This window comes from Paraburkholderia sp. GAS448, from assembly GCF_050435685.1.
Lineage (GTDB): Bacteria > Pseudomonadota > Gammaproteobacteria > Burkholderiales > Burkholderiaceae > Paraburkholderia.
Map to the genome: position 1 here is coordinate 14,181 of NZ_JBNDKT010000053.1, position 21,871 is coordinate 36,051.

Genomic DNA, 21,871 nt, shown 5'->3' on the forward strand with positions numbered 1-21,871 from the left:
TCGATGCGTAACGCATCCGTTGCGTTTCTGTTCCCAGGAACAGGCGCTCCGCATCGCGCGAGCGTCATTCGTGCAACTGCCCGCGCGCGTCGTCCCGTTTCGCAATTCATGCGCGAGTGACGGGCTTTTTATAGCGCCTTCAGATCAGGCAACAGCCGGTCGAACTCCCGTCTCACCACGCCGTAGCATTCGCACACGCGCTGTTCAAGCCCCGGTCGATCCAGCACCTCGATGTGGCCATGACTGTAGCGAATCAGCCCAGCATCCTGCAGTTTCAACGCCGCTTCGGTGACCCCGGATCGGCGTACGCCCAGCATGTTGGCGATCAGTTCCTGCGTCATCGTCAGTTCGTTCGACGGCAGGCGATCGATGCTGAGCAGCAGCCACCGGCACAACTGCTGGTCGATCGAATGATGACGGTTGCAGACAGCCGTTTGAGCCATCTGCGTGATCAATGCCTGGGTGTAGCGCAGCAACAGGCGCTGCACGGGCCCCGCGCGGTGAAACTCCTCTTTCAGGATCCTGGCGTCGAGCCGGTATGCTTCGCCCGCGCTTTGTACAATCGCCCGGTTGGGGGTTGTTTCTCCGCCCATGAAAAGCGCAATACCGATCAGCCCTTCGTTGCCTACAATCGCAATCTCGGCGGAGGAGCCATCTTCCATCACGTAGAGCAGTGAGACGATCGATGTAGTGGGGAAATAGACATGATCGAGCCGGTCGCCGGACTCATACACGACCTGCCCCAAGGGCATATCGACGCGAACCATGTGAGGTGAAAGGCGCGTCCGCTCTGCTTCGGGCAGAACGGAGAGCAGGTGATTTACTTTCGGATGCAGCTCGTTTGCCATGTGTCGCTCCCCGACATGCTGTCCAGAAACTACCGTTCCTCTGCGAATTCTTCTTAACAATATCAGGCATCGACGGCAACTGCGTGAACGCGCCAGACGGACTGACGAGGATGCTGACGCGTCGCAACGCGCAGCCGGTTTCCTCTGAACGCGAGGTCTGGCTGAACCCTCCTTAAATTATAGTTTGCGCACGGTGAGGGCTCGCGGCGTCTACGCTGACGGTTCTTCAGGTGGGACGCGTGTCGCCCCGCCTGACTCAGTTGCAGACTGCGAGTTTGTAGCTGGATTGCCGCCGTCAAGTAGGCTCACCTGCCACGCGCCGCTCGATCACGATGGGCAGCCGGAGCGTGAATTCGCTACCGGCACCGGGCCCGGCACTGGTCGCGGACACCGTTCCGCCATGCGATTCGACGACGGCTTTCACGACCGCAAGACCGACCCCCAAACCGCCGGCACTCGCCGCAATCGTTCTGCTGGATTGAGCGAAGAGGTCGAAAATATGTGGCAGAAGTGCGCCCGATATGCCCAGACCATCGTCCTTGACGGATACGACGAGGTCCTTTCCGTCCGAAAGGACATTCACGGTGATGCAACCATTTTCAGGCGTGTATTTCACCGCGTTATGCAGGAGGTTGTTGACGGCCTGTGCAAGACGGACCGGGTCGCCTTCGATGCGTAGTGTCCGGTCGGCGATCTGCGCCGTGAATGTCTGGTTGCGTTTAGCCGTCGCCAGTGCAGTCGCGGCGAGCGGGGCGGCCAGAAACGCGACCACGTCGACGCGGTCCTGGCTCATGCGAAGGGCGTCCCGGTCGATCCGGGTAGCGTCCATCAGATCATCCGCGAGCCGGGCGATCTGTGCGATCTGCCGGTCGATCATGTCAAGCGACCGAAGCACCTCCGGTCGATCTGCCGAGGCCTTGCGGATGAGCTGGGTGGCGAGCTGCAGCGGAGTAAGTGGTCCACGAAGCTCGTGCGCCACCATCGCGAGAACCTGATTCTTCAGTTTCGGCGCGCCGGCACGGTCGCCGACCAGCCGGAACCCATTGAAGGGGACGACGGTAGACTGCCGCACAGTGCGCTCGATGATTTCATCTGTCCCATCGGCGTGGCGCGCATCGTAGGTGTCAACAGACCACCGCAAAGACGTTGGATCGACTGACATGTTTCCCCCATATCCCGCCCTTCAGGTCGCGATGCACCAGTAGCCGGCGGTTCGCCAATGCCTGCCTCGCAAGAGTGACCCGAAGATCACTGCAACGCGCAGGTTGAAACAGCACGATCCCACGAACAATTCGGAGTCTGTACGGTGGCGTTCAGCTCAGTAAAGACAACCGCATCGGCCACATCACAGGGATGGGCAGGCCCGCATCGGCGTCCCGACTGCCTGCAGCGATGGTCCTACCGATCCTCACTTCGTTTCCAGACACATTTGCCGGCAACCCGCTCACCGTTCTGCTTCCGGGGAGAGGTCACGTATTGACACGCGGCAGCGCCTCAGCGGAAGGCTGCGGCAGGGCTGGACAGCAGATCTTTGGCCGCCACCGTTTGCTTTTACCGAATACCCAATAGCTCGGTCCACTTCGCTTCTCTGAACAGGTCCCGGTTTCCATGTAGAAACATGATTCCGGCACCATCACTTCGTACTGGAACGCGATGCAGATGCGGATCAAGCTGCGGCCGCACGTCGCAACACCGGGCGCCGCGTAGCATGAAGCAGCGACGTATAGCTCTTGACGTAATTCCGCGCCATCGTCCTGGCGCTGAAGCGACGCACGAATTGAGCACGGATTTCACTACGTGACAGGTCATCGAGACGTTGCAGCGCACCTACGGCGTCCCGTACATCTTCGCAGATATAACCGGTCACGCCGTCATCGATCACCTCGGGTACCGAGCCGCGATTGAATGCAATCACCGGCGTACCACACGCCATCGCCTCGATCATGACAAGGCCGAACGGCTCGCACCAGTCGATTGGAAACAGCAGCGCTTTCGCACCCGAGAGAAACCCCGGCTTCTGCTGTTCGCTGATCTCCCCAAGAAATTCGACGTGCGCCTGCGACAGCAGCGGCTCTATCGTGGTCTTGAAGTATCCCTGGTCAGCTTTGTCCACCTTGGCGGCAATCTTCAAGGGCAGACCGCTTTCTGCTGCGATCTCAATGGCGAGATCGGGTCGTTTCTCCGGACACAGTCGACCGAGGAAGGCGAGATATTCCGGCTCATTCTGTGCTCGCGGCGTTAGCAGCCCTTCGGGTAGACCGTGATAAATCGTGTCCAGCCAGTTTGCCTGCGGGAGCGGCGAACGCTGTGAATGGGAGATCGAAATGACCGGCACCTTCGGAAACGTATCGAACACGGCTTGCAGTTCCGGCAGGTCGAGGCGGCCGTGCAGGGTCGTCACAAATGGCGTGTCTAGCCGCGAGAACAGCGAGAACGGCAGATAATCGAGGTGGAAGTGCAGCACGTCGAATTCGTGGGCAACACGACGCACCTGTTCGAGCATCAGCATGTGCGGGGCGATGACATCGCGGGTCGACGGGTCGAGGCGCAATGCACGCGGCCACGCAGCTTCGAGTGTCGCCTTCGTCTGCGAGTCTCCGCTCGCGAACAGGGTCACGTCGTGCCCCAGGTCGACAAGTGCATCGGTGAGGTAGGAAACCACGCGCTCGGTTCCACCATAGAATTTCGGCGGAACGGCTTCGTGCAAGGGTGCAATCTGTGCGATTCGCATTGGTACTCCTCCCTGGAAAGCACACGCTTCAGAACCACGCAGGGTTAAGGCCCTCGTCCGGTATTCGCGCAGTGCACCGTGTACGACACCCCGGCGCGACGAGCGACACCCGCCGGATGCATCTCTCCTGGATGGCATCGCTTCCTGATCGTGGAATCCGGCGGGTACGCCATGTAGCGTTGGAGTTGAAGAGTCCCCTCACGCCGCGAAAGTCGCGATGGATGCGATCTTGTGCGCGCCGAGCCGCCGATGCTCTTTCCGTCAGGACGATGTGTCCGTTAGTACCTTCTCACTGCCGACGCGGCAGGTCTGTACGGTAGCGGTAAACACCCTTTCCCTGTTCATCACGTCGCTCTTCCGGTTCCATCGTGTGATCGATCCAGCTGAGCGCCATGTTTGTCACGTGGTGAAGGTGAACGACGCCATTACGCCGCCCGTACGTAGACTGGGGGCAACTGCGCGTGACTTACTTTCCGCCCGTCCGGTTGGTCTCAAAACCCGCAACCCGTAGCAATGCAGCGCGTCCATGGAAACAGCGTGGTCGGCGCTGCCATGGTGTGGGCGCGTCAGTTCCCTTTTGGGGCCCGGTACGGCACCGTACCGACTTCTTGTCCCGGTTGCGCGCATCGTTGTCGTCGGGTGCTTTCGATCCATATTTACGCTGACGGGCAATGAGCTCTTCACGTCTGACCGCGAGGACATCGGGAAAATTTCCGAAAACACGCTGGACGTACGCGGCGGCCGGATCGCCTATGCCGTGCTGTCAAGTGGGGGCTTTCTCGGCATGGGTGACAGGCTTTTCGCCATTCCGTGGAGTGCGCTGACCCTGGACACGGACGAAAAGTGCTTCCGGCTCGACGTCACCGCTGACCGCCTGAAGAATGCACCCGCGTTCGACAAGGACCATTGGCTCGCGATGGCGGATCCGCTGTGGGGTTCGTCGCTTCACCAGTACTACGATCGGCAGCCGTACTGGTTAGCCACGCGGGACTTTGCCGAGAATCACCCGCTTGAACACTGAAACACACTCAGCAGTCAGCCAGGCAAACGATATGGATACCTGATTATGTTCATCGAATGCCGACCCACCGGTTGCACCGTGTCAAAGCCTGATGGCAACAGGCAGCAACATCATCCACAGATAATTTACGTATTGGAGGTTCACCATGAACAAGGATCAAGTCAAGGGAACTGCAGAGAAGGTAAAGGGCAAGATTAATGAAGCCATTGGCCGGGCCACCGGCAACACGAAACAGGAAGTCAAAGGCGATATCCAGCAAACGGCGGGCCAGGCCCGAAAGAATCTTGGCGACGCCAAGGAAGCTGTCAAAAAAACCTGAGTGACGCCGGAGGCTTCACGGGGGTCTATTCCACCTTGCAATGGGCGTCAGGCGGCGGGTTGCATCGAACAGGCCTGTGGGCGGCGGTGTTGCGGCGTGCGAGGCAGGTCGCAACACCGCCGTTCGCGCAGCGGGTGGTGTACGAAGGGCATCACGGCACGAGGACGAAGGACAAAAAATGAGAAGCACCGGGCTCGGCAACGACAGCGGGACGAGGCCCTACCCGCGAAATGCTGCCGGTCAATGGGGCGCGGCATGCCCGGTCGACGGGTCCGACAGGCGTTCGCTGCCACTTCCGACCGTCTGTTACCGAACGTGGGATGCGCTCAAATGGAGTTAACGAATGCATATCGCCAGATCGCTCCGTCTTACGAGGCTGTTCCGCCGAGATTCAGTGGTGGCGCGGAACGCGTGGTGTCGTGCCTCACCGAAGCGACTACCGTACAGACATGCCCTGTCGCATGTGAGAACGTTACGGTGCGCCCGCCGTGCGCCGGTGATTCCCGGGTCTCTCCCGCGAGGCGTGCATTGGTAGCCGGTAACTGACGCAACCGGGCAAGTCCTTGTTGTGACAAATTGCCGGGTATCGCTGCACGCATCGCCAGCTGGTCCTGGACCTGCACGTCGCACCGCTGATTGGGCGAGTGTCGAACTTGTGGAGAGTGTCATGAATAGCATCATCTGGCTTGTTGGAGCCGTCGTCATCGTTCTGTTCGTCCTCGGCTATTTCGGATTGAGATAGGACGTTCCAGTCACGTGCCCATCACGCGATGGCCAGTCAACGACTGCGATCATATTTCGGCGGTGAGCGTCGGACACTTGTCGCCGCTGCCAGACCACACTGGCGAGTCCGTGACATGAAAACGCCAGGAGCCGAGCTGGATGGCAACCAGCTGCGATCCTCGTCGCGATTGGCATGGGGAAACGTCAACCCGATCGGTGAGTGCATGTGGCGGTAAAACCGCAAAGTGTCTTAGATCGCGACAGCCATTCGTTTATCGTAGGAAGCAGAAATGAAGACGCTCAGGATCATCAGCTATGCAGGTCTCGTGGCAGTTGCGATCATGCTGCTGGTCGCGATGTGCGCGATCCTGCAGGACAGCATGATTTCTCGCCGTGCGCATCGGCAGGAACTGACCGGGAGCACACTTTCCAGTCCTGGCTCGCTGGATCGCTTCAGTTCAGTGGCCCCTCACCGATTTTCGGATCGCAAGAGCGATATGCACCAAGCAAAAAAAAGGATGTCCCATCGTCCTGATTTCACAATATCTGCGGGTATTGCTGGACACGGGGAGGCATCCCTCTTATGTTTTAATTTGCCCTGTGTACCTGGTTAATCTACGTGAGCAATTCGCCGCGCAGCCAATTTCTCACTCGTCAAACTTGTGGGGTGTCCCCCTTAGTTTTCGATGGCCGTCTGCCCGGTGCCGGTTTGATTGGCGAGTGACTACATTAGTGTCGGTGCCGGTATGAATGTTTTGCCTGCCGCCGTGCGCAGGCAATGGTGTCGGCAAACTTCAACCGCGTTTTCGGCGCGGAACTGGCAAAAGCCGTCGCAAGGGCGCGGTGGCGGCTACGACTGTAACGTCAGGATTTCCGCTGCATGATTTCATGCGATTTTCTTGCTCGTACCACTTATCAATCAGCACCTCGGCCGTGTGCAACATTTCCATACCCAGGTTAAGCGCGCCTGTATCGGCTTTCGCGACCGTTTTCTCAAATCTGGAGGGCGTCGGGCCGTCGTCATTGACCTCGCGTTCGAACCATACGCCACATGTCCAGTGCCCTGTCGTTTCCGTAAGGTTCATGTATATTCTGAATCCACGGTGTGTCTCGACACAATTCGGAATCATGGCCCGTTCCTTTTGGATATTAGGTAAGAACGAATATTAGTGCGTCAACGCAGGGTCGTTGGATTGTGTCCAGTCAAATCCTGACGGACCATCGAGACGGCGCGGGGGATGAATGAGCAGCGCCGGAAATTTCTCGGCGTGCTTAAAAGACAGCCACCCTCGACGAAACTTAAGGTTTGCTTAAGAACAGGCATCTGGTGAAAATCCGCGCCGGCTCAAAAACTGAGCAAGGGTCCTGGCCCACCCTCCGAAAATTCAGACAATTGCCGTAGACCGTATTAAATCTGTCAATGTTGCGACAATAGATGTGTCACTTCGCGCAGATGCAGCCTAGCGACGCCGTGACATCCTTGTAGCACAAAGACTGCGACGGAACGAAATAATTGTGTCACCGTCGGGCGGCAGAGGCAGCGGGGTTTCGTTGAGTGTCGCGCCCCTGCGGCGAATTTCCGGGTTCGTGCGATCGTCGGATCGAAGAAATCGTTAGACGCCCACTAGCCTGATCCGACGATCATAGTTCATCTGGACGAGCACCTTTCGCATGGCCGTCACCTCCCTCTCGTCGACCTTTCGAAGATCCAGCTCATAGTTCCGCAGGCTGGTTGTCAGGCGTACTACGGCTGATTTTCGGTCAAGGCAGAGTTCTTCCAGCAATTCCTCATCGTCTTCCACGTACCGCTCAAACGAAACGCTCACGCCTCGCTCCCAATCTTCCAGCAGGTGTTCATATTTCGCGGTGCGCAGAAGGGTGAGACTTTCGATCTCAGTCGGATCCGCTGGGTCGATGACTGCAAAGGACACAATCAAGTCGTCCCCGTTCTCAGTCGAGATAAACGCGACAGTTTCCATAATCTTCTGTCTATGATTTCGGCAGTCACAAAGCACAATCATCGCGCCTCGACGATCCCTGCCCGACGAGAAGGAGGTCAAGCAACAGCAACGATAGCATGGCGCATGAAGGCGGGCGGCAGTCTGACTCGGTCGATCCTGCGTCCTTCAGGCGCCAAGGATGGTCCGACGCCCACCCCTCATGTCGGGCAGTAACCGGGCCACAAGCGGCCGATCACGTTCGTGTAACGGTTGACCGCTGATTGGAGCAAACCGGCCATTCGAATTTTGCATCCTGATTCGAATGGCCGTCGGTACACGCGGCGGTTGTTTCCACTGTCTAATCGTCGCGGGATGCTTACCTTCGTGCGGAATTCATCGGCCCGACGCAGGCATTCGGTCGCCGAAAAAATGGGCGTACTACTACACGTCGGTCGCGGGCACGGTTGCTGACATTCCAATCGTCTCGGGGCTGGAATGCGCCAGCACGTAGTTCACCAGGGCCTTCAGCTTGGCAGGCTGCTGTCCTTGCCGCCGCTAAAGGCCACGACGGCAGGCTGCCCGCTGATGAACAGACGGATGATGCTTTGGATTGCCTGAGCGATCCGGTCTTCGATGCTCACCTGCAGCATGTGGACCGGGAACAGCTCGATCGTTGCGTATTTCATGGTTCTCTCCTATGCCAGTGACTGGCGTGGTTAAAGGAGAGAGCGCCGTGCGCTCGGCGGCGGGGTGTCGCGCAGCGGAACGTCTTGTCTTTACAGATTCCGACGGGTAATCCGCGGAGAAACCCGCGTTCACCGGCCCCAAGGGGGGCGGCGAACGCGGTGCGTTTCATGCCGGCATGGACGGCTTCACGTTACGCATGGGCTTCCATGTAGCGATCGACCCACTCCGCGCGCTTCTCGGCCGGCTCGGCGTCGAAGTTACGGTGGTAGTGCAGACCTACCCACTCCCCGACCATCTCGAGGTCCGGGTACGCCTTGCGGCGGCCGAGAGCCACTTCGGTCACGTAGCGCGCACGCGTGACCCAGTCGACGTTGTTGCCGTCGACCGAGTTGAACGTGATGCCCACGCCAAGACCATCCAGGCACGCCGCGACTTCGGCGAGCGCCGTCGCAAGGCTTTGGTTCGCAAGGCGGAGATTGCCGACCTTGGTCACCATGCTTTCCGGGCCCTTCGACTCGCGCACCTCGGTCAGTGGCTCGCTGATCTTCTCGACGTCGCCGTCGTCTCCCCCAAAACCCTCGTACTCGGTATTGGGATCGACGACACAGCCAAACGCGTCGACTACCTCGATCTCGAAGTCCGACAGGTCCTCGATACCCTGATGGGCGTGGAAGACCTTGAGCGCGATCTCGGCGAGTTCTTCACGGCGCAGTTCCTGATCCTTCTGAACCGCCTGGCTGAAGCTGGCCTGATACAGGCCTGCCGCACCTTCGTCTTCCGGATCGCTGACCTTCTCGCTGACCAATCGCACGTTGACGAACAAGCGCGCAATGTAGTCATCGTCGACTTCCTCGTTGTGGCTGTCGATGATATAGACCGGCGTATGGCCGTCGGCGATCAGGTCAGTACCGGTATGCAGTGCTTCCCGCAAATCGTCCGTCTTGTTGTCGCACTCGCCCTCGCCATGCCAGACGTAGTAGTCGATGTTCGTCTTGAAGCGTTTCCGATTCATGATGCTCTCCTCTTGCCTCTCCGAGGCGGTTGAAAAGGAGAGAGCGACTCGCGCTCAGCCAGTCCGGCGACTGGTTGAACGTCGGCGCCGGTCATCCACCGGCCCTCGAGAGGCCGGCGGACTTCCGTTTGGTCATTGCCATTGCTCGCTGAGAAAGGTCAGTTCGCGCGCTTCGGTTGCAAGGAGGTCTCGAACCCTCATGAGCGCCTTCCCCAGCAGGTTCGTGCCGAGCCAGCGACTTTGATCGAGAATCCTCGGATCGTTCCACGCCAGGCCGACGCCCCAGATACGGTCGTATGGGCTGGCTTCCACGAGCACCGTGTCACCCGTCGCGAGGAGCGCGGCCGCAAGCGAACGGTTCTGGCGGAATTTCTCCCGACATCCCACGGTCACGATCGACTCGCGCTTCTCGACCCAGACAGCCTCGTGGAAGCCCCTGACCTCGCGGCCGAGCTTCTTCTGGGCCCGAGGGTCTGGAGCAGCCAGGATCGCTTCGGCGAGTCGGTGATCCTCGAAGAGCATCGCCTTCGCGTACATCATGAGCTGCTCGACGCATGAGAATTGCCGACCGCGAAACTCGAACCGGCACGGATGCCAGTTGCTTAGCGGATCCTCCGCGCCGAAGAAGAGCGTACCATTGATCACATGCATGTTCCTCTCCCTAGAGGCACTTTCAACACAACGGAGAGTGCCGCGGCTTCGGGCATGTTCTTATTCATTTGGGCTTCTCCTTTGGTGCCCAATGGGCTGTTGATAAAGGAGTGAGGCCGTAAGCTCTGTGGGTCATCGCGCTGACCTGCAGAACCAGCAGTGACAAGACCCGGCCGACACCCAAATATGGATGCCGGTCGGACTTGCTTCACGATTGCCAGGCTGCAGGCCGCACGCTCAACTTCTGAATCCTCGTTTAGCCCACCAGTGCACGACTTTCTTGATAGTCGTACACCGGGCGCAGAGTCAGATTCGGATTCAACGTATGGACCGTGTGAATGCCATCTTCATCTCGGGTAATGATCGACATCGTGTACTGCCCATTCGACAGCGCCCGGCCGATCACCCCTCTCGCGCGGTGTTGGTCGAACAGGGCGTAGGAAAGATGCCACGCCTCGCGGTACTCGCCGCTGACCCACACGACGCCGTGAGTGCCATGCGGCGGAAGTTCGCCGTCGAGCTTCAGTCCCAGTCCTTCGAGCCACTTCAGCAGATTCTCCCGCTTGTTGAAGGCGGTATGCGCGCTGCAGTAGTTCGTCTGGACAAGATACCAATAGTCGCAGGTACGATCGTGACCGTCCTGATCCAACGTGATGACAATCAATTTGCCGTGTCGGTTAACGACAGGAAGACGCTCGTCGAGCGGGATACAGTCGATCGGATTGCGGTTCATGATTTTCTCCTTGATGCCCTGACAGGGCGATGAAAAGGAGAGAAGCTGACGCTATTTGACGCTTTTCGGTCTCGTGGACGGAAAAGGTTCTTTGAGGAAGGTGCCGGTCGGCAGCAAATGCCGTTTCTTGAGATGCCGATTTAACGGCTGCGGGCACTATATCACGAAGATATTTCTAGAAGAACCCGCCGGCATCCCCATGGACACGCGGCGGGCATGGTTTCGTCTAAGCAGGCAGAAACGGACGACGATTATTCGTCGCCCGCCTCGTCTGCGTCTTCCTCGCCGTCGTCGTCGCCGTCTACGGAGACGAGCTTGACCTGGCTCTCGTGGACGGACTCCCCGTCCTCGTCGAGAAACACGATTTCGTCCAGCGAGCTCCGAACAGTCTTCTGGCCGTCCCAGTACACCTGGGTTCTGCCGTCGTAGTCGAACCTGAGCGAGCCGTCCGGGATACGCGTAGCCGTCGAAATGCCGCTCTTGCCATGCATCACTTCGTACGTGCCGGAGATCGGCCTGCCGTCCAGCGTCACGAGGCGCCCTGGCGTGCCGACGGTGACCTTGTCGTGTTGGCCGAACTTGAGGCCTTCCTTCCTTGCGCGAACGAGTTGCGCTCGCTCCGCCTGCAACTTCCCAATCTCAGCGTTGATCACTTCGATGGTACGGGTCGCGTTGCTATTCATGGTTTGCTCCTTTATGCCCTGAGGGGCGGTTGATAAGGAGGCAAGCCGCAGGGACTTTCCGGTCCATTTGGACAGGGAAGCCTGGAGAGGTCGGGAGGACTCCCGCCGGCATCCCTTTCGGGAATGCGCGGCAGGCGTCTCGGTTGCATCAGGGGCCGTTAGGCGCCCTGGGTTGTGTGCAGCGGCAGGATTGCCTTCGCACGTTCCTTGAAGCGCTTGAGGAAGTCGATCGTCGTGTCGATGTCGGCCAGCAGGTTGCCCCGATATACGCGTCGATCGCGCCTGCCACACGCGCGTTCGTCCGGTCGCGCTCGCGGCCCGAAAAAACCGCTAGGCGGGCCGCAAAGAAAAAGCCCACCGGTTCCTGTGACGGAACGCGGCGGACGTGGGTTACGGATTGAACAAGTACCCTACGGTGTCTTAGGAGCTGCCGGAAGTGACATCCAGGAAAGCACCTTATCAGTCATGTTCCAGCGCTCTGAACACTTGGAATACCATTGAAGCGGGTGATCTTCATCGAAACGCTCGCACGTTACGATCCGGATCTCACCATCTACGCAATAGCCCAACACTGGTTTAGACGCCGGCCAAGATGACGGGTCATTGAGTAGCGCGGGAGGCTCGCTAACCGGAATCCAGCTTGCAGTCGTCAGATGCCGTTCCCTGTCAATGACTTCCGGCAGTCTCTCGCCGACAACCGGCTCGCCGTCCACTTCGTAGAGCGCGAGATGGCTGTCGTTGACGCTCGCCTCAAAGGTGATCGGATCTCCGTTCGGCCATGCTCCACCATTGCAGTCAGCGGCATCCATTGCCGCAAGCAGATGCGCTTCCGCTGCTTCGCGCGAGTCCCCCTTGACGCGGATCGCTGCCGTCAGCGTACAGTCAAAGGCATACTCGTGCTCCGGCAGTTTCCCGCCTTCCGGTTTCGCATATCCGAACCGCTCGAAATCCGGAACGCCGCCACATGTTTGAATAAACGCCTCAGCGTCCACGCCATTGTTGGCAGCCCGGGCTCGAAACTCGCCAAGTCTATCCATGGCCTGCTTGATCTTCGCTTCGCGATCTTGGAGTTCCAGTGCCAGAATATGTCCATTCCCGCGCGCCAACTGCACCCCGTGAAGAGCGGCCTCCTGTTCGCGCAAGACGTTCAAAGCGTGCTTGACGTAGAACTGAACAGACTCGGGAATTTGCTCCGGGTGTTTTCCTGCGTTGTTGGTATTGCCGTTCATGATTTCTCCTTTGGTGCCCGAATGGGGCGTTGAAAAGGAGAAGAGCCTCAGCAGCTTTCCGGTCCGAATAGACGGGGAAGCCCGGCAGGGTTTAGACGGGCGGCGGCGGCCCGGGAGGAATGCCGATCGAACGGCTGGGCGCAATATAGCACGGCCGGAACCGCACTGCACACCGCCCTTAGAACGTGAACGGGGTCGTGATGGACAAGACAACCAACGCGCCGAAGATTGCGCCCCAAACCAGATTGTCGTACCTGCTCGCGTTCATGAAAAGCTCCTTTTGTTGGTTGACCTTATCCATTTCCCCAAAGCGAGAGGCCAAAAAAAGGAAAAATCGACGCCGGATTTTTGTTCGCCTTGCTGGCGGGACCTACGGCCGAGCGCGGTCAGCCTTCGCCCTCCCCGTCAGGCTGCGGCAGCCACTGCGGCAGATACTCCTCCATCAACTGCCGCACCACGTCGACCTGAAGGGCATCGCGCTGACGTTTTAACGGATCGCGGTCGGGCTGATCCGCCATCCACCGCTTGAAGTCGCAGAACTCTGCGGGTGCGATGGTGTTCATGCGGGCCATGTGGCCGGATGCCGACACAACGACCGCCGAAAAGCGCCTGGCGCTGAGCAATTGCCCCGCGCGGCGGGCCTGCACTGCCCAGAAGTCGTCCTCACTCTCGGTCAGGCGCAACGGATGGGGATCGCCCTCTTTCGCCTCGCGGCGAATGATGTCCACCTCGAACCCGTCTGCGTTGAACGCGGTGAAAGGCTGGTCCGCTCGCAATGCGAAGGACGCGTCGACCTTCTTGAGCAGGCCAATCATCGTGGAGCCGAGTACATCCATCTGCGCGACGAAGCGAACGCGCTTGCGGGTGTCCCACAGGAGATCCACGTCCTGCGTGGCCAGCGCGGCGGACTCGAAGCGCACGCCGGCGGCCGCCTCATAGGCGTAGAGCGCGTGCGTGCCGACCACGGTGAAGTGCTCGGCGATGCCCGCACGATAAAGCGCGTCGAGGATTTCCACGACCGTTTTCGGCACCCGGCCCACGAGGAGCGCCCGATTGAGGCGTTGCTGGCGCTCGCATGCCTTCTTGAGCCGACGTACGGTTTCCTCGCTCGCGGCCTTGCGTTCCATGAAGCGCGCGTAGGTATTTTCGGTCTCCTCCGTTCGGGGGCCGAGGCTCTTCTGGGCATTAGTGGGCGTGGTTCGGATCAGGTAGTCTCGATCATGCTGGGTCTTCCAGTACATGCCGCCGCGCACGCCCTCAGCCGCCCGGAGCGCCTCCTCGTAGGCGGTAAAGGTGCTCGATGCGTCGACATACTGCCGGCGGGCATCGTCGCCGATGTCGGTAAGTATGTGTGTTTTCGGTACGTTTTCCATTTTTGTGATTTTATACGGAAACCCGTTTTTATTCATGTATTTATGCTTATGAAAAAGGCCTCCTATTTAGGGTTAGATTTCGTGATCCAGTTTGGGGCACGATCACTCGTGCTTTGTGGCGTTGAAAACTGGAGAGTGGGCCCGCTTCGGGTGAGAGATCAGCAAGCGTTGGCTGGAAGTGCTGACTCGCAGAACGTTGCGGTGCGCCGGGTGGCGGGTGCGCGTACTGAAGGAAGTGAGCCCGGCAGTCGAACCGCTCGTTTTTGAAAGATCTGGCACCTGAGCGGCCGTCGCCAAGAACAGAATCGTGGCGATTTGACCACTGCTAGGTTGATGAACCTCGGTAGCTTGCTCGATGTTCACCTGCGATGCTTCTTCGACCGGGAAGACGTTGAAGACATGTCCCCGCACTGAGACACAGCATGGCTTTGCCGACAACTCCCTTTCCCGGCGACGAAAGCTCGACGCACGACAGCTTTGAGCCCGGGATACCCACGGAAACCGGGGCATCCAACGGTTGAACTCGGTTGGACCCCGGCAGTTTCCCTTGTTCCATCTGTTGCGAATTCACTGATGCTCCCCATTTTGCCCTAACGGGTCGTTAAAAAAGGAGGGAGCACGTAGCGCTCGGCAAGACGGCCTGTCTTGCCGAACCTGATGACTGGTCGGCACCGCGCCGGCCGCCCCAATGGGCGGCGCGGCGGGCATAGTTTCGCGTTGACCGAAGGGTGGCCAGGTTAGGACTGCCCCCGCTTTGCTCGCGCGTCAGCGTAGATCGCGGGCATGTCGAGCTCGCCGTTCGCGATAGCCTTAAGGGTCTCGTCGGAAATTGCCTTGACGACTCCCAGACCACGCGTCTCGAGTTCGACCTCCGCGGCCTTGCGCCACTTCGCAGCATCGGTCAGGGCCGCCTCGTGATTCGGATGCGTCGAGACGTATCCAGTGAGGACGGCGGTTGCTTCATCTTTTGCGCTGTACGGCATCATCGCTTCCTTTGCCCGGGCGGGCGGTTACGAAACGGTTTCAAGATCCGACTACGAAATGGCTGCGCAGCTACGCACGTGCGGGTGCTCGTCGTGCAGCAGCGCGTGACGGGAAGCATCATCGCACTTGTCGAAGCGCGTGACCGCGACCAGGGCGCGGCCGCCGCGATCAGACCTTGATCAGTTGCTGGACACCGGCACGGACCAGGTCACGCCTTGGCTGTCCAGGATCGCATCGCAGAACAGAGTGAGTTCCTCCAAGGACAGGCCTTGGTGGTCGCCGCTGCAGGTCATGATGTCACCCACATCGCCATCGTTCGGCGAGACCGCGCCCTTCTCCATCTGCCGCTCGAGCAGACGCAGGGATGCGACGATGGCGTCGTACTGGCGGCGCGTCACACGCATGACCGCTTGCTGAAGGCCTGCATCGGCACCTTTGGCCAGCGCCTCGAGATCGCCAAATCTCTCGATCTTCGAAGCCTGCGGAACTGCAGGTTGCCCGTGCCACATCGGTGCGTTCGTTGCCTTGAACGCGACGACGTCGCCGACGGCCCAGTCCTTCGTGCGAAGGTCCCACCAAGTGGCGTACTTGATGCCGCTGATGGTGGTCCACTGGTTTCCGGCGCCGCCTTGCGTGAACTCGATCCTCTCGACCTTGCCCACGAAGCGTCCGTCGGAGAGCCGGTGCCGTACCTTCAGCGTCTCCTGCAGCGTTGCATCGGCCTGCTTGTCGCGCCACTGGCGCTTGGCTTCTTCGCACGCGGAAATGCGCTCCGCTTCCGTGGCCGAAATGCCCTGCAGCTTGCAGAACTGATCGACCGCATCGCGGATAGCATCGCACTCGACCTCGAAGCCGTTCCTGTCCGCCTGCTCGATAACGAGGCTGGCGAGCTGGCGGGCATTGTCGGTAAGCGGCGGCCGTTGCGATTGAAGGTTGCGGTTCATAACCTACTCCTTTGTACCGCTTAGCGGTGGTTGAAAAGGAGTGAGCCTTAGGCTCGGCGAGGCGGTGGCCCGGCCGAACCGGTAGTTCGGTTCGATGCGCCACCGGCCGCCCGGATGGGCGGCGCGGTGAACGCGGTTTCAGCTTGATGTTGCTCGGCGCTCTGCAACGGCTGCCTGCTCCACGGCCGAAAGAACCTTTTCGATGACCGTTGCCGGCGGAACGTCCAGTGCGTCGTCGATGTCGACTGCCACCGTACGCGTGGTCTTAACCGTGAAGCGCTGGTACGGCTCCAGCATGTCGAGCTGCCATTGGATGTCCGGACGGCCCTGGCTGAAATACACCCGGACGTTGTCGCGACGGAACGCTGCGGTCGCCGAATCGTAAGTAAATCCGGCTCGCTGCATGGCGGAATGAAACGCAGGCGCCCGCTCGTTGAGTCTGCACTGCATTTCGAGGGTCCGTCGAAACGGAGCATCCTTGTCGATCGGTTCTGCCACTACGTGGTGGCTATTGCTAGTCATGGTTATCTCCTTTGTGCCCGCGCGGGCGAGTGAAAAGGAGCGAGCGGTTGGGTTCGGCGAGGCACAAGCCTGGCCGAACTTCACTTCAGACTCCGGCCGCGCCGCCCCCGAAGGAGCGGCACGACCGGCATAGGTTCAGGTTAATGTGTTACTGCTCCGCTTTGGCTCGAATGCTGTCCGGATCGAGTTCGGCGCGCAATGCAACCTCGGCAATGCCGGCCTCGCCGAGCGCCTTTACTGCGCTGGCCAACGCTGCATCGTACGAGTCGGTAATGCCCTCATTGCACAACGCTTGCCATAGAGCGCCTTCCTTGTCGGCACGCATGAGCACTCCGACAATATCAGGTAGCGCATTGAAAGACCCCACGATGCGCCTCTTGATCGCTTCCATCTCCGCCGGCGAATCACCCGGTTGGTACATCTCGGCGATCTTCCGGTGATCCTTGTCGATGATGAATCGACCAGACGGAACTAGCGTAAGCGGCGGCCGTTGCGATTGAAGGTTGCTGTTCATGACTTTCTCCTTTGATACCCCGGCGGGGTGGTTGAAAGGAGTGAGCCTTAGGCTCGGCGAGGCGTCGGCCCGGCCGAACCGGAAGTTCGGTTCCGCAAGCGGGGAGCGCGTCCCCGCGAGGGTTTGAAAAGTTACTTCGGGCTCACCAGCACTCCTTCTCAGGAGTGCCCAGCGAGAGGATTTCAGGTTGATCGACTACATCGACGGCCCGAGCGGGCTTCTGTTGATTCCCCAAGGGACGAAGTAATCGAACGGGCTTGGAGCTTTCTTGGCAACGACCTGTTTCTCGTTCGTCGCGCCTTCAGCCAAGGACCGAACATACCGGTCCAATGCATCTCGCGAACCTGGGTCGACCTCGAGCACGTGCGACATGTCGAAGACGCCGACGAGTTCCAGTTCGTCAGCACCAGTCTCGGCAGTGAAACGCGCAAAAATTTCGGCATCGTCAGGCTCAGTGGGTTGCGCAATCAATACCGGCTGAGTGCCCGGCACTGTTTGATGCTCCACCAAAGCGACCCAAAGCCGAATCTTCGGCAGGTTCCTCACGATTCCTGCTGCGCGTGCCAGCACGCGACGACAGTCCCCATCGGTTGGCTCGCCATTCACGTCAGCATAGCGCTGGACGTACTCAACGAGACCTGAGACAAGGTCGCAAGGATCGAGCGTTGCCGAACCGGATTCCAGCCAGGCTTCGGCTTTTCGGATGATTTCCCGGCAATGGCCTTCGCGCGGTTCGCCGTTCATGTCTGCATAGCGCTCCGCGTAGTCGGTAAGACAGCCGATCAGCTTGTGCGTTTCCGGCTGTGTCCCTGCTTGGATCTTCCTGTTCATGAGTCTCTCCATTCTGCCCAGACGGGCTGTTGAAAAGGAGCGAGCGTTAGCTCGGCTAGGCACACTGCCTAGCCGAACCGGATGCTGGCCAACCTCGCCCGAGCCCCGTACTGGCGGCGCGGGCGAGGTTTCCCAGATGTGGTTCAGGTTCCCTGGTGGATGAGAAGGTACGCAGCGCCTTCGGCACGCGCGGCAGCGATCACCGGCGCGAGGCGGCCCGGATCACCCTTGAACGTGCAGCTGGGGTTCAGCATGAATTCCCAGACGCCATACGTGGCGTTGCGGCTGTGGACGTAGGAAGCGTTCGCTTCCACCCAGGCCCATTCCGGCACTTGGTCGGGCGTGTCATAGTTGTCCGCGACGTCCTGCATCATCACGGCAAGGACTTTCTGCGGTACGTCGAACACCCGCGCCTCCAGCTCGCCTTTGATCCCGAGCTGCGCCAGCAGAAAAGCGTACGGCAGACCGATCAGCTTGAGGACGTTCGCCTTGGCCTGGACGGCTTGCTCGAACAGGTCCGTGCCCTCGCCTTCGCCGTAGTCGAACTCGGCATCGCCCATCATGCAGAGCGAAGCCATCAGACGGCGGTCGTAGGCCGGAGCTTCGGCGACCTCCTTCCAGTCTTCCTTGTCCATCTCCTCGCCATTCGGCAAGAAGATGGTGTGAATGTCGATCGCGGTGCCATCGTCCGCGGACTTCGGAGCGTTGCCCTCCTGATCCTTGAACGGGTACTCGATCACGACTTCGCCCGTCTCGTAGAGAAGGCCCTTCGCCTCGAAGTTGATCGGATAGCAGGTGTCCGTCGCGATGACCTTCACCGGGTACGGGAAGAACGTGCGGGGGACGATCGGAACGCAGCCCGTCTTGTTCGCTTCGTTGGTTTTCTCATTCATGGTTTGCTCCTTGTGTGCCTCGACGAGGCGGTTGAGAAGGAGCGAGCGGTAGCTCTGGGCATGCTGGATGGCCAGAGCCGCACCTGGCCCGCCCGCGAGGGCGAATCAGGTGCGTTCATGGGTTACGCAGGGACTTGCGCCTTGTCGCGAATCCGCCAGCCGTACTGGCGGGCGAGGCTCTCGGCATAGGCGGTAGCCTCTCCGTGCGTCTCGAAGTCTCCGACACAGCGTGCGCCGACGTCGTCGCCTTCCGGCTTCAGACGCAGGTACACCGAGAAGAACTCCGGTGTTTCATTGTCGACTTCGCAGTGCCCATCGGCTTCCCGGACGCCCTCGAGCTCGATGCCCTCGAAGCGTTCCGTACGGCGGGCGATGACTTGGGGCGCGTAACCACCGAACTTCATAGTCATGCGGCCCTCCGGGTTTCGGCGGCGGGTGCGACGCGGTCGAGGTTTTCCTTGATGAGGGTGACGAGAGCAGCGGGATCCAGACGGCGACCCTGCAGTTCGTCTGCCAGCACCATCTGCAGGTCCGTGAACGCGCGCTCAGTGAGGCTGACCGCATATTCCACGCGATTTTCTGCGTCACCGACAAATTCGCGGATCTCATTTTCGCTGGCGTTGGGTCCGCAGCCGTCTCGGGTGACAGCCATCATCCGCGCAACGGCATGAATAGCGTCGTCGCGGCAGTTGACCTCAGCAGTTTCGGTGAACGTTCCTTGTTCCGCATCGCATTCGTCCCAGCGAATGCAGACTTCGTAGATGCTCTTCATGGCTTCTCCTGTGTTGCCCGGGCTGGGCTTTTGATAAAGGAGAGAGAGCGTTGCGCTCTGCGGGGTCGCTCGACCCGGCGAAGCGGTGGTAGATCTTTGATGCGGCGGCGTGCGCCTTTGGGCGGGATGCCGATCTAACGGCTGGGAGGCACTATAGCACACGCGATTTTACCTCAGCAAACCCGGTGCTGGCGGCGCCGTGACAAGCGCCGCCGGTCATGAGCCAGTTGCATTCCAGGGAACGCGCGAGAGCATGAATCCGTTGCTACCGCCGAAAGGCATCACACGGAGATCATCATGCATTACGCCAACCCGTCGGCCATTGGCCACGAACTTCGCCCACGCATGGCAGGCCTGCACCTGACGTTCCACGCCTGCGAGCGTACCCGTTCCCGCACCGGCCTCGACGGTGAGCGCCTGCGCCGCTTCATCGCCGGCGGCGGCGCGGTCATTCTGCCGTGGCAGAGCGAGACCGGCAACCGGATCCGCACCTACCACCTGCTCTACAACCCGGAGCAGGATGCGTTCTTCGTCGCCGTGCTCGCGCACCATCCGGCACCGGACGCATCGCCCTGCATCGTGACGGTGCTTACACAGGAGCAGTTCGAGAACGACGCGGGGCCGATCTCGGTTGCACGCCTGCGCACGGCCGCCTTCCAGGCGCTCGACCCAGTCACGTTCCGTGCGTGGGAGCCGCGCTACTTCGACGGCGTGCTGCCGGCGGCGCGGTACCGCGTCACGACGTGGTTTCGCCGCGACGACGACGCGCCCGGCGCGCGTCCGGCGCAGATGGTATTTCACAACGCACCGGTTTGCCGCGACTTCGTGGAAACGCACTCGCTCGAGCAAGCGGCCGGCCACCCTGGCTTCCTGGACTGGTACCGCGAGCAGGCGGAGCAGCACGGTCTGCCGATCGAGCGCGTGGTCGCGATCCGCATCGCGGACACCCATCCGGTCGAACTCGACGTCAGTGCAACGGCGCTGTCGTGCTCGTGCTGCTCGGGCAAAAACCCGGCCAAGGGCATGTTCTCCGGCTTCGCCCCGGCGAGCGCAGATCAAGAAAATCACGTGGCATGTTAAGTTCTGCGGATAAAGACGAAAATCGCATAGAGTCGATTGCCCCCGTTCCACCTGAGGTTTCGCTTGACTATTCGAGAAGGTACGCGCCGCCGCGCGCTGAGTCGCTATAGCCATGTCATCGACAATATCCGTCTGGGTCGCCTCGCGCGCAAGCAGGCGCAGTCCGTCACGTGTCTGTCCCCGTCCGATCTCGAGGCCGCCATTCGCACCGGTCTCGCTGTCCTCCTGAGCTACACCGATCAGGAGTGCGGCTATCTCGGGCTGTATGTGCCTGCGCGGGACAAGATCATCGTGTGCGCGGTAACGCTGGACGAAAGTGCTTTCGAAGACGGCCAGCCCGTCATCGCCGAGCTGCTTGATCTGGACGAGTTCGAGCACAAGGGCGGCGCAATCGACCTCGAGGTGCAGCGGCGCATCGCGGGCCGCCAGCTCAATCCCGTGGGCCTGCGTGCGTGGGAGGCAAAGCACCTCGACGCGACCTACTCGTGGCCGCGGCCGCGCGTCTTCATCTATTTCGAACTCGACGGCAAGGTGCACACGCACTACGCGCGCCGCCCGCCTGTCTGTCGCGAGTGGATCGACACCTATGGCATCGAGAACATCCTCGGACACCCTGGTGTCTGGGACTGGTTCCGCCAGGTCCTCGTGGACGGGCAGATCGACCCGGAGACGGTCATCAGCCTGCGCGTCGCCGATGGCATCAAGATGCGCCTGGACATCGATGCGGAACCGCACCCCTGCCCTGACTGCAAGTACGCGCGCTTCCCGTCCGAGCCGGACGTCGAAGAAGACAAGGCGCTCGACGTCGACGACGCAGCGCCGGAGGGCGGCTCGGGTCGCCTCGTCGGCTGGCTGTCCGGCGTGCTTAAGGGCAACTGAATCTATGGTGAGAGAATCCGGGACGCTTGGTGAGCATATACAGGAGACAACATGAGCCGCCGCGCTTCCCGTCGCACGCATACACGCACGACCAAGCCAACGTCTCGCCCGGCTCCTAAGGCTGGCGATGGCGCTGTCTGGCTGCAAGTCACGCTTTTCGTGATCGGACTGGGCGTGCAGACTTCTCACCCGCCCGCGGCTGTGACTGCCGCGTACTGGCTGTTCTTTGCTGCCGTTGTGCTCTTGAGCCGATCGCGGAAAAAAAAGGCCCCCGGAGCGCCCGAACAAGCCTCCCCTTCCGTCGCGGCACCTGAGCCGGAGCAGATTCCGACCAAGCCCGCGCGTCGGGCCGTGGCCACACCGCGCATCACGACTAACGAGGTCTCGACGCGTACATAGCGTCTCTTAGAGGTGGCCTCGTTCGTTCGGACGGGATCCGCGATTTTTAAAGTGGAATCGCTGAGGCAATCAAGCTGCCGATTTTATCGCTGGCAGCGTGGCG

Annotated in this window: 25 protein-coding genes; 5 read left to right on the plus strand and 20 right to left on the minus strand. The window is 60.3% G+C overall.

Annotation, left to right across the window (positions count from 1 at the left end; translation table 11 throughout):
* Positions 1 to 128: 128 nt before the first annotated feature.
* The 3 genes from P3T23_RS42730 to P3T23_RS42740 form a co-directional block, all read right to left on the minus strand.
* Positions 129 to 848 (minus strand): Crp/Fnr family transcriptional regulator, encoded by a 720-nt coding sequence (locus P3T23_RS42730; RefSeq protein WP_429322086.1) that lies wholly within the window; start codon positions 846 to 848, stop codon positions 129 to 131.
* A 295-nt stretch (positions 849 to 1,143) separates the two neighbouring features.
* Entirely contained in the window at positions 1,144 to 2,010 is an 867-nt protein-coding gene (locus P3T23_RS42735) for a sensor histidine kinase (protein ID WP_429322087.1), read from the minus strand.
* Positions 2,011 to 2,514: 504 nt separating this feature from the next.
* Positions 2,515 to 3,579: a glycosyltransferase family 4 protein gene (locus P3T23_RS42740; protein ID WP_429322088.1), complete on the minus strand. Its 1,065-nt coding sequence runs from the start codon at positions 3,577 to 3,579 to the stop codon at positions 2,515 to 2,517.
* 526 nt (positions 3,580 to 4,105) lie between these two features.
* Here P3T23_RS42740 and P3T23_RS42745 point away from each other — a divergent pair.
* The 3 genes from P3T23_RS42745 (at position 4,106) to P3T23_RS42755 (ending at position 6,256) form a co-directional block, all read left to right on the plus strand.
* On the plus strand, positions 4,106 to 4,600 hold the full coding sequence (locus tag P3T23_RS42745) for a PRC-barrel domain-containing protein (RefSeq protein WP_429322089.1): 495 nt from the start codon (positions 4,106 to 4,108) through the stop codon (positions 4,598 to 4,600).
* A gap of 145 nt (positions 4,601 to 4,745) precedes the next feature.
* The gene (locus tag P3T23_RS42750) at positions 4,746 to 4,919 is read left to right on the plus strand and encodes a CsbD family protein (protein ID WP_429322090.1); all 174 of its coding nucleotides are present in this window, start codon (positions 4,746 to 4,748) and stop codon (positions 4,917 to 4,919) included.
* Positions 4,920 to 5,932: 1,013 nt separating this feature from the next.
* Positions 5,933 to 6,256 (plus strand): hypothetical protein, encoded by a 324-nt coding sequence (locus tag P3T23_RS42755; RefSeq protein ID WP_429322091.1) that lies wholly within the window; start codon positions 5,933 to 5,935, stop codon positions 6,254 to 6,256.
* Between the two features lie 180 nt (positions 6,257 to 6,436).
* On the opposite strand, the gene P3T23_RS42760 is transcribed toward P3T23_RS42755, so the two are convergent.
* The 17 genes from P3T23_RS42760 to P3T23_RS42840 all read right to left on the minus strand — a co-directional run bounded on the left by P3T23_RS42760 (position 6,437) and on the right by P3T23_RS42840 (position 19,410).
* Positions 6,437 to 6,727, minus strand: a complete 291-nt coding sequence (locus tag P3T23_RS42760; protein WP_429322092.1) for a hypothetical protein — start codon at positions 6,725 to 6,727, stop codon at positions 6,437 to 6,439.
* Between the two features lie 528 nt (positions 6,728 to 7,255).
* Positions 7,256 to 7,621 (minus strand): hypothetical protein, encoded by a 366-nt coding sequence (locus P3T23_RS42765; RefSeq protein WP_429322093.1) that lies wholly within the window; start codon positions 7,619 to 7,621, stop codon positions 7,256 to 7,258.
* Between the two features lie 485 nt (positions 7,622 to 8,106).
* Complete coding sequence (locus P3T23_RS42770; RefSeq protein ID WP_429322094.1) at positions 8,107 to 8,268, minus strand: hypothetical protein; 162 nt, start codon at positions 8,266 to 8,268, stop codon at positions 8,107 to 8,109.
* Between the two features lie 191 nt (positions 8,269 to 8,459).
* A complete protein-coding gene (locus tag P3T23_RS42775; RefSeq protein WP_429322095.1) occupies positions 8,460 to 9,281 on the minus strand; it encodes a hypothetical protein in 822 nt (273 codons plus the stop codon).
* Between the two features lie 132 nt (positions 9,282 to 9,413).
* Complete coding sequence (locus P3T23_RS42780; RefSeq protein ID WP_429322096.1) at positions 9,414 to 9,932, minus strand: NADAR family protein; 519 nt, start codon at positions 9,930 to 9,932, stop codon at positions 9,414 to 9,416.
* Positions 9,933 to 10,188: 256 nt separating this feature from the next.
* A complete protein-coding gene (locus P3T23_RS42785; protein ID WP_429322097.1) occupies positions 10,189 to 10,665 on the minus strand; it encodes a hypothetical protein in 477 nt (158 codons plus the stop codon).
* Positions 10,666 to 10,916: 251 nt separating this feature from the next.
* Positions 10,917 to 11,348 carry a hypothetical protein gene (locus P3T23_RS42790; protein ID WP_429322098.1) on the minus strand — a complete coding sequence of 144 codons (432 nt, stop codon included), beginning with the start codon at positions 11,346 to 11,348 and terminating at the stop codon, positions 10,917 to 10,919.
* 410 nt (positions 11,349 to 11,758) lie between these two features.
* Positions 11,759 to 12,577: a hypothetical protein gene (locus tag P3T23_RS42795; RefSeq protein WP_429322099.1), complete on the minus strand. Its 819-nt coding sequence runs from the start codon at positions 12,575 to 12,577 to the stop codon at positions 11,759 to 11,761.
* Between the two features lie 386 nt (positions 12,578 to 12,963).
* Positions 12,964 to 13,986, minus strand: coding sequence for a GSU2403 family nucleotidyltransferase fold protein (locus P3T23_RS42800; protein ID WP_429322100.1), 1,023 nt, complete (start codon positions 13,984 to 13,986; stop codon positions 12,964 to 12,966).
* A 701-nt stretch (positions 13,987 to 14,687) separates the two neighbouring features.
* Positions 14,688 to 14,933, minus strand: a complete 246-nt coding sequence (locus P3T23_RS42805; protein ID WP_429322101.1) for a hypothetical protein — start codon at positions 14,931 to 14,933, stop codon at positions 14,688 to 14,690.
* A gap of 180 nt (positions 14,934 to 15,113) precedes the next feature.
* Complete coding sequence (locus P3T23_RS42810; RefSeq protein ID WP_429322102.1) at positions 15,114 to 15,878, minus strand: hypothetical protein; 765 nt, start codon at positions 15,876 to 15,878, stop codon at positions 15,114 to 15,116.
* A 138-nt stretch (positions 15,879 to 16,016) separates the two neighbouring features.
* Positions 16,017 to 16,484 (minus strand): hypothetical protein, encoded by a 468-nt coding sequence (locus tag P3T23_RS42815; protein ID WP_429322103.1) that lies wholly within the window; start codon positions 16,482 to 16,484, stop codon positions 16,017 to 16,019.
* 64 nt (positions 16,485 to 16,548) lie between these two features.
* Positions 16,549 to 16,914: a hypothetical protein gene (locus P3T23_RS42820; RefSeq protein WP_429322104.1), complete on the minus strand. Its 366-nt coding sequence runs from the start codon at positions 16,912 to 16,914 to the stop codon at positions 16,549 to 16,551.
* A 195-nt stretch (positions 16,915 to 17,109) separates the two neighbouring features.
* Entirely contained in the window at positions 17,110 to 17,745 is a 636-nt protein-coding gene (locus tag P3T23_RS42825) for a hypothetical protein (RefSeq protein WP_429322105.1), read from the minus strand.
* A 143-nt stretch (positions 17,746 to 17,888) separates the two neighbouring features.
* Positions 17,889 to 18,638, minus strand: coding sequence for a hypothetical protein (locus P3T23_RS42830; protein WP_429322106.1), 750 nt, complete (start codon positions 18,636 to 18,638; stop codon positions 17,889 to 17,891).
* Between the two features lie 122 nt (positions 18,639 to 18,760).
* A complete protein-coding gene (locus tag P3T23_RS42835; RefSeq protein WP_429322107.1) occupies positions 18,761 to 19,048 on the minus strand; it encodes a hypothetical protein in 288 nt (95 codons plus the stop codon).
* Complete coding sequence (locus P3T23_RS42840) at positions 19,045 to 19,410, minus strand: hypothetical protein (RefSeq protein ID WP_429322108.1); 366 nt, start codon at positions 19,408 to 19,410, stop codon at positions 19,045 to 19,047. The genes P3T23_RS42835 and P3T23_RS42840 overlap by 4 nt, the downstream gene beginning before the upstream one ends.
* A 297-nt stretch (positions 19,411 to 19,707) precedes the next feature.
* Here P3T23_RS42840 and P3T23_RS42845 point away from each other — a divergent pair, with 297 nt between their 5' ends.
* Together P3T23_RS42845 and P3T23_RS42850 are read left to right on the plus strand one after the other, a co-directional pair.
* Positions 19,708 to 20,490, plus strand: a complete 783-nt coding sequence (locus P3T23_RS42845) for a hypothetical protein (protein ID WP_429322109.1) — start codon at positions 19,708 to 19,710, stop codon at positions 20,488 to 20,490.
* Between the two features lie 63 nt (positions 20,491 to 20,553).
* Positions 20,554 to 21,369: a hypothetical protein gene (locus P3T23_RS42850; protein WP_429322110.1), complete on the plus strand. Its 816-nt coding sequence runs from the start codon at positions 20,554 to 20,556 to the stop codon at positions 21,367 to 21,369.
* Positions 21,370 to 21,871 lie beyond the last annotated feature (502 nt).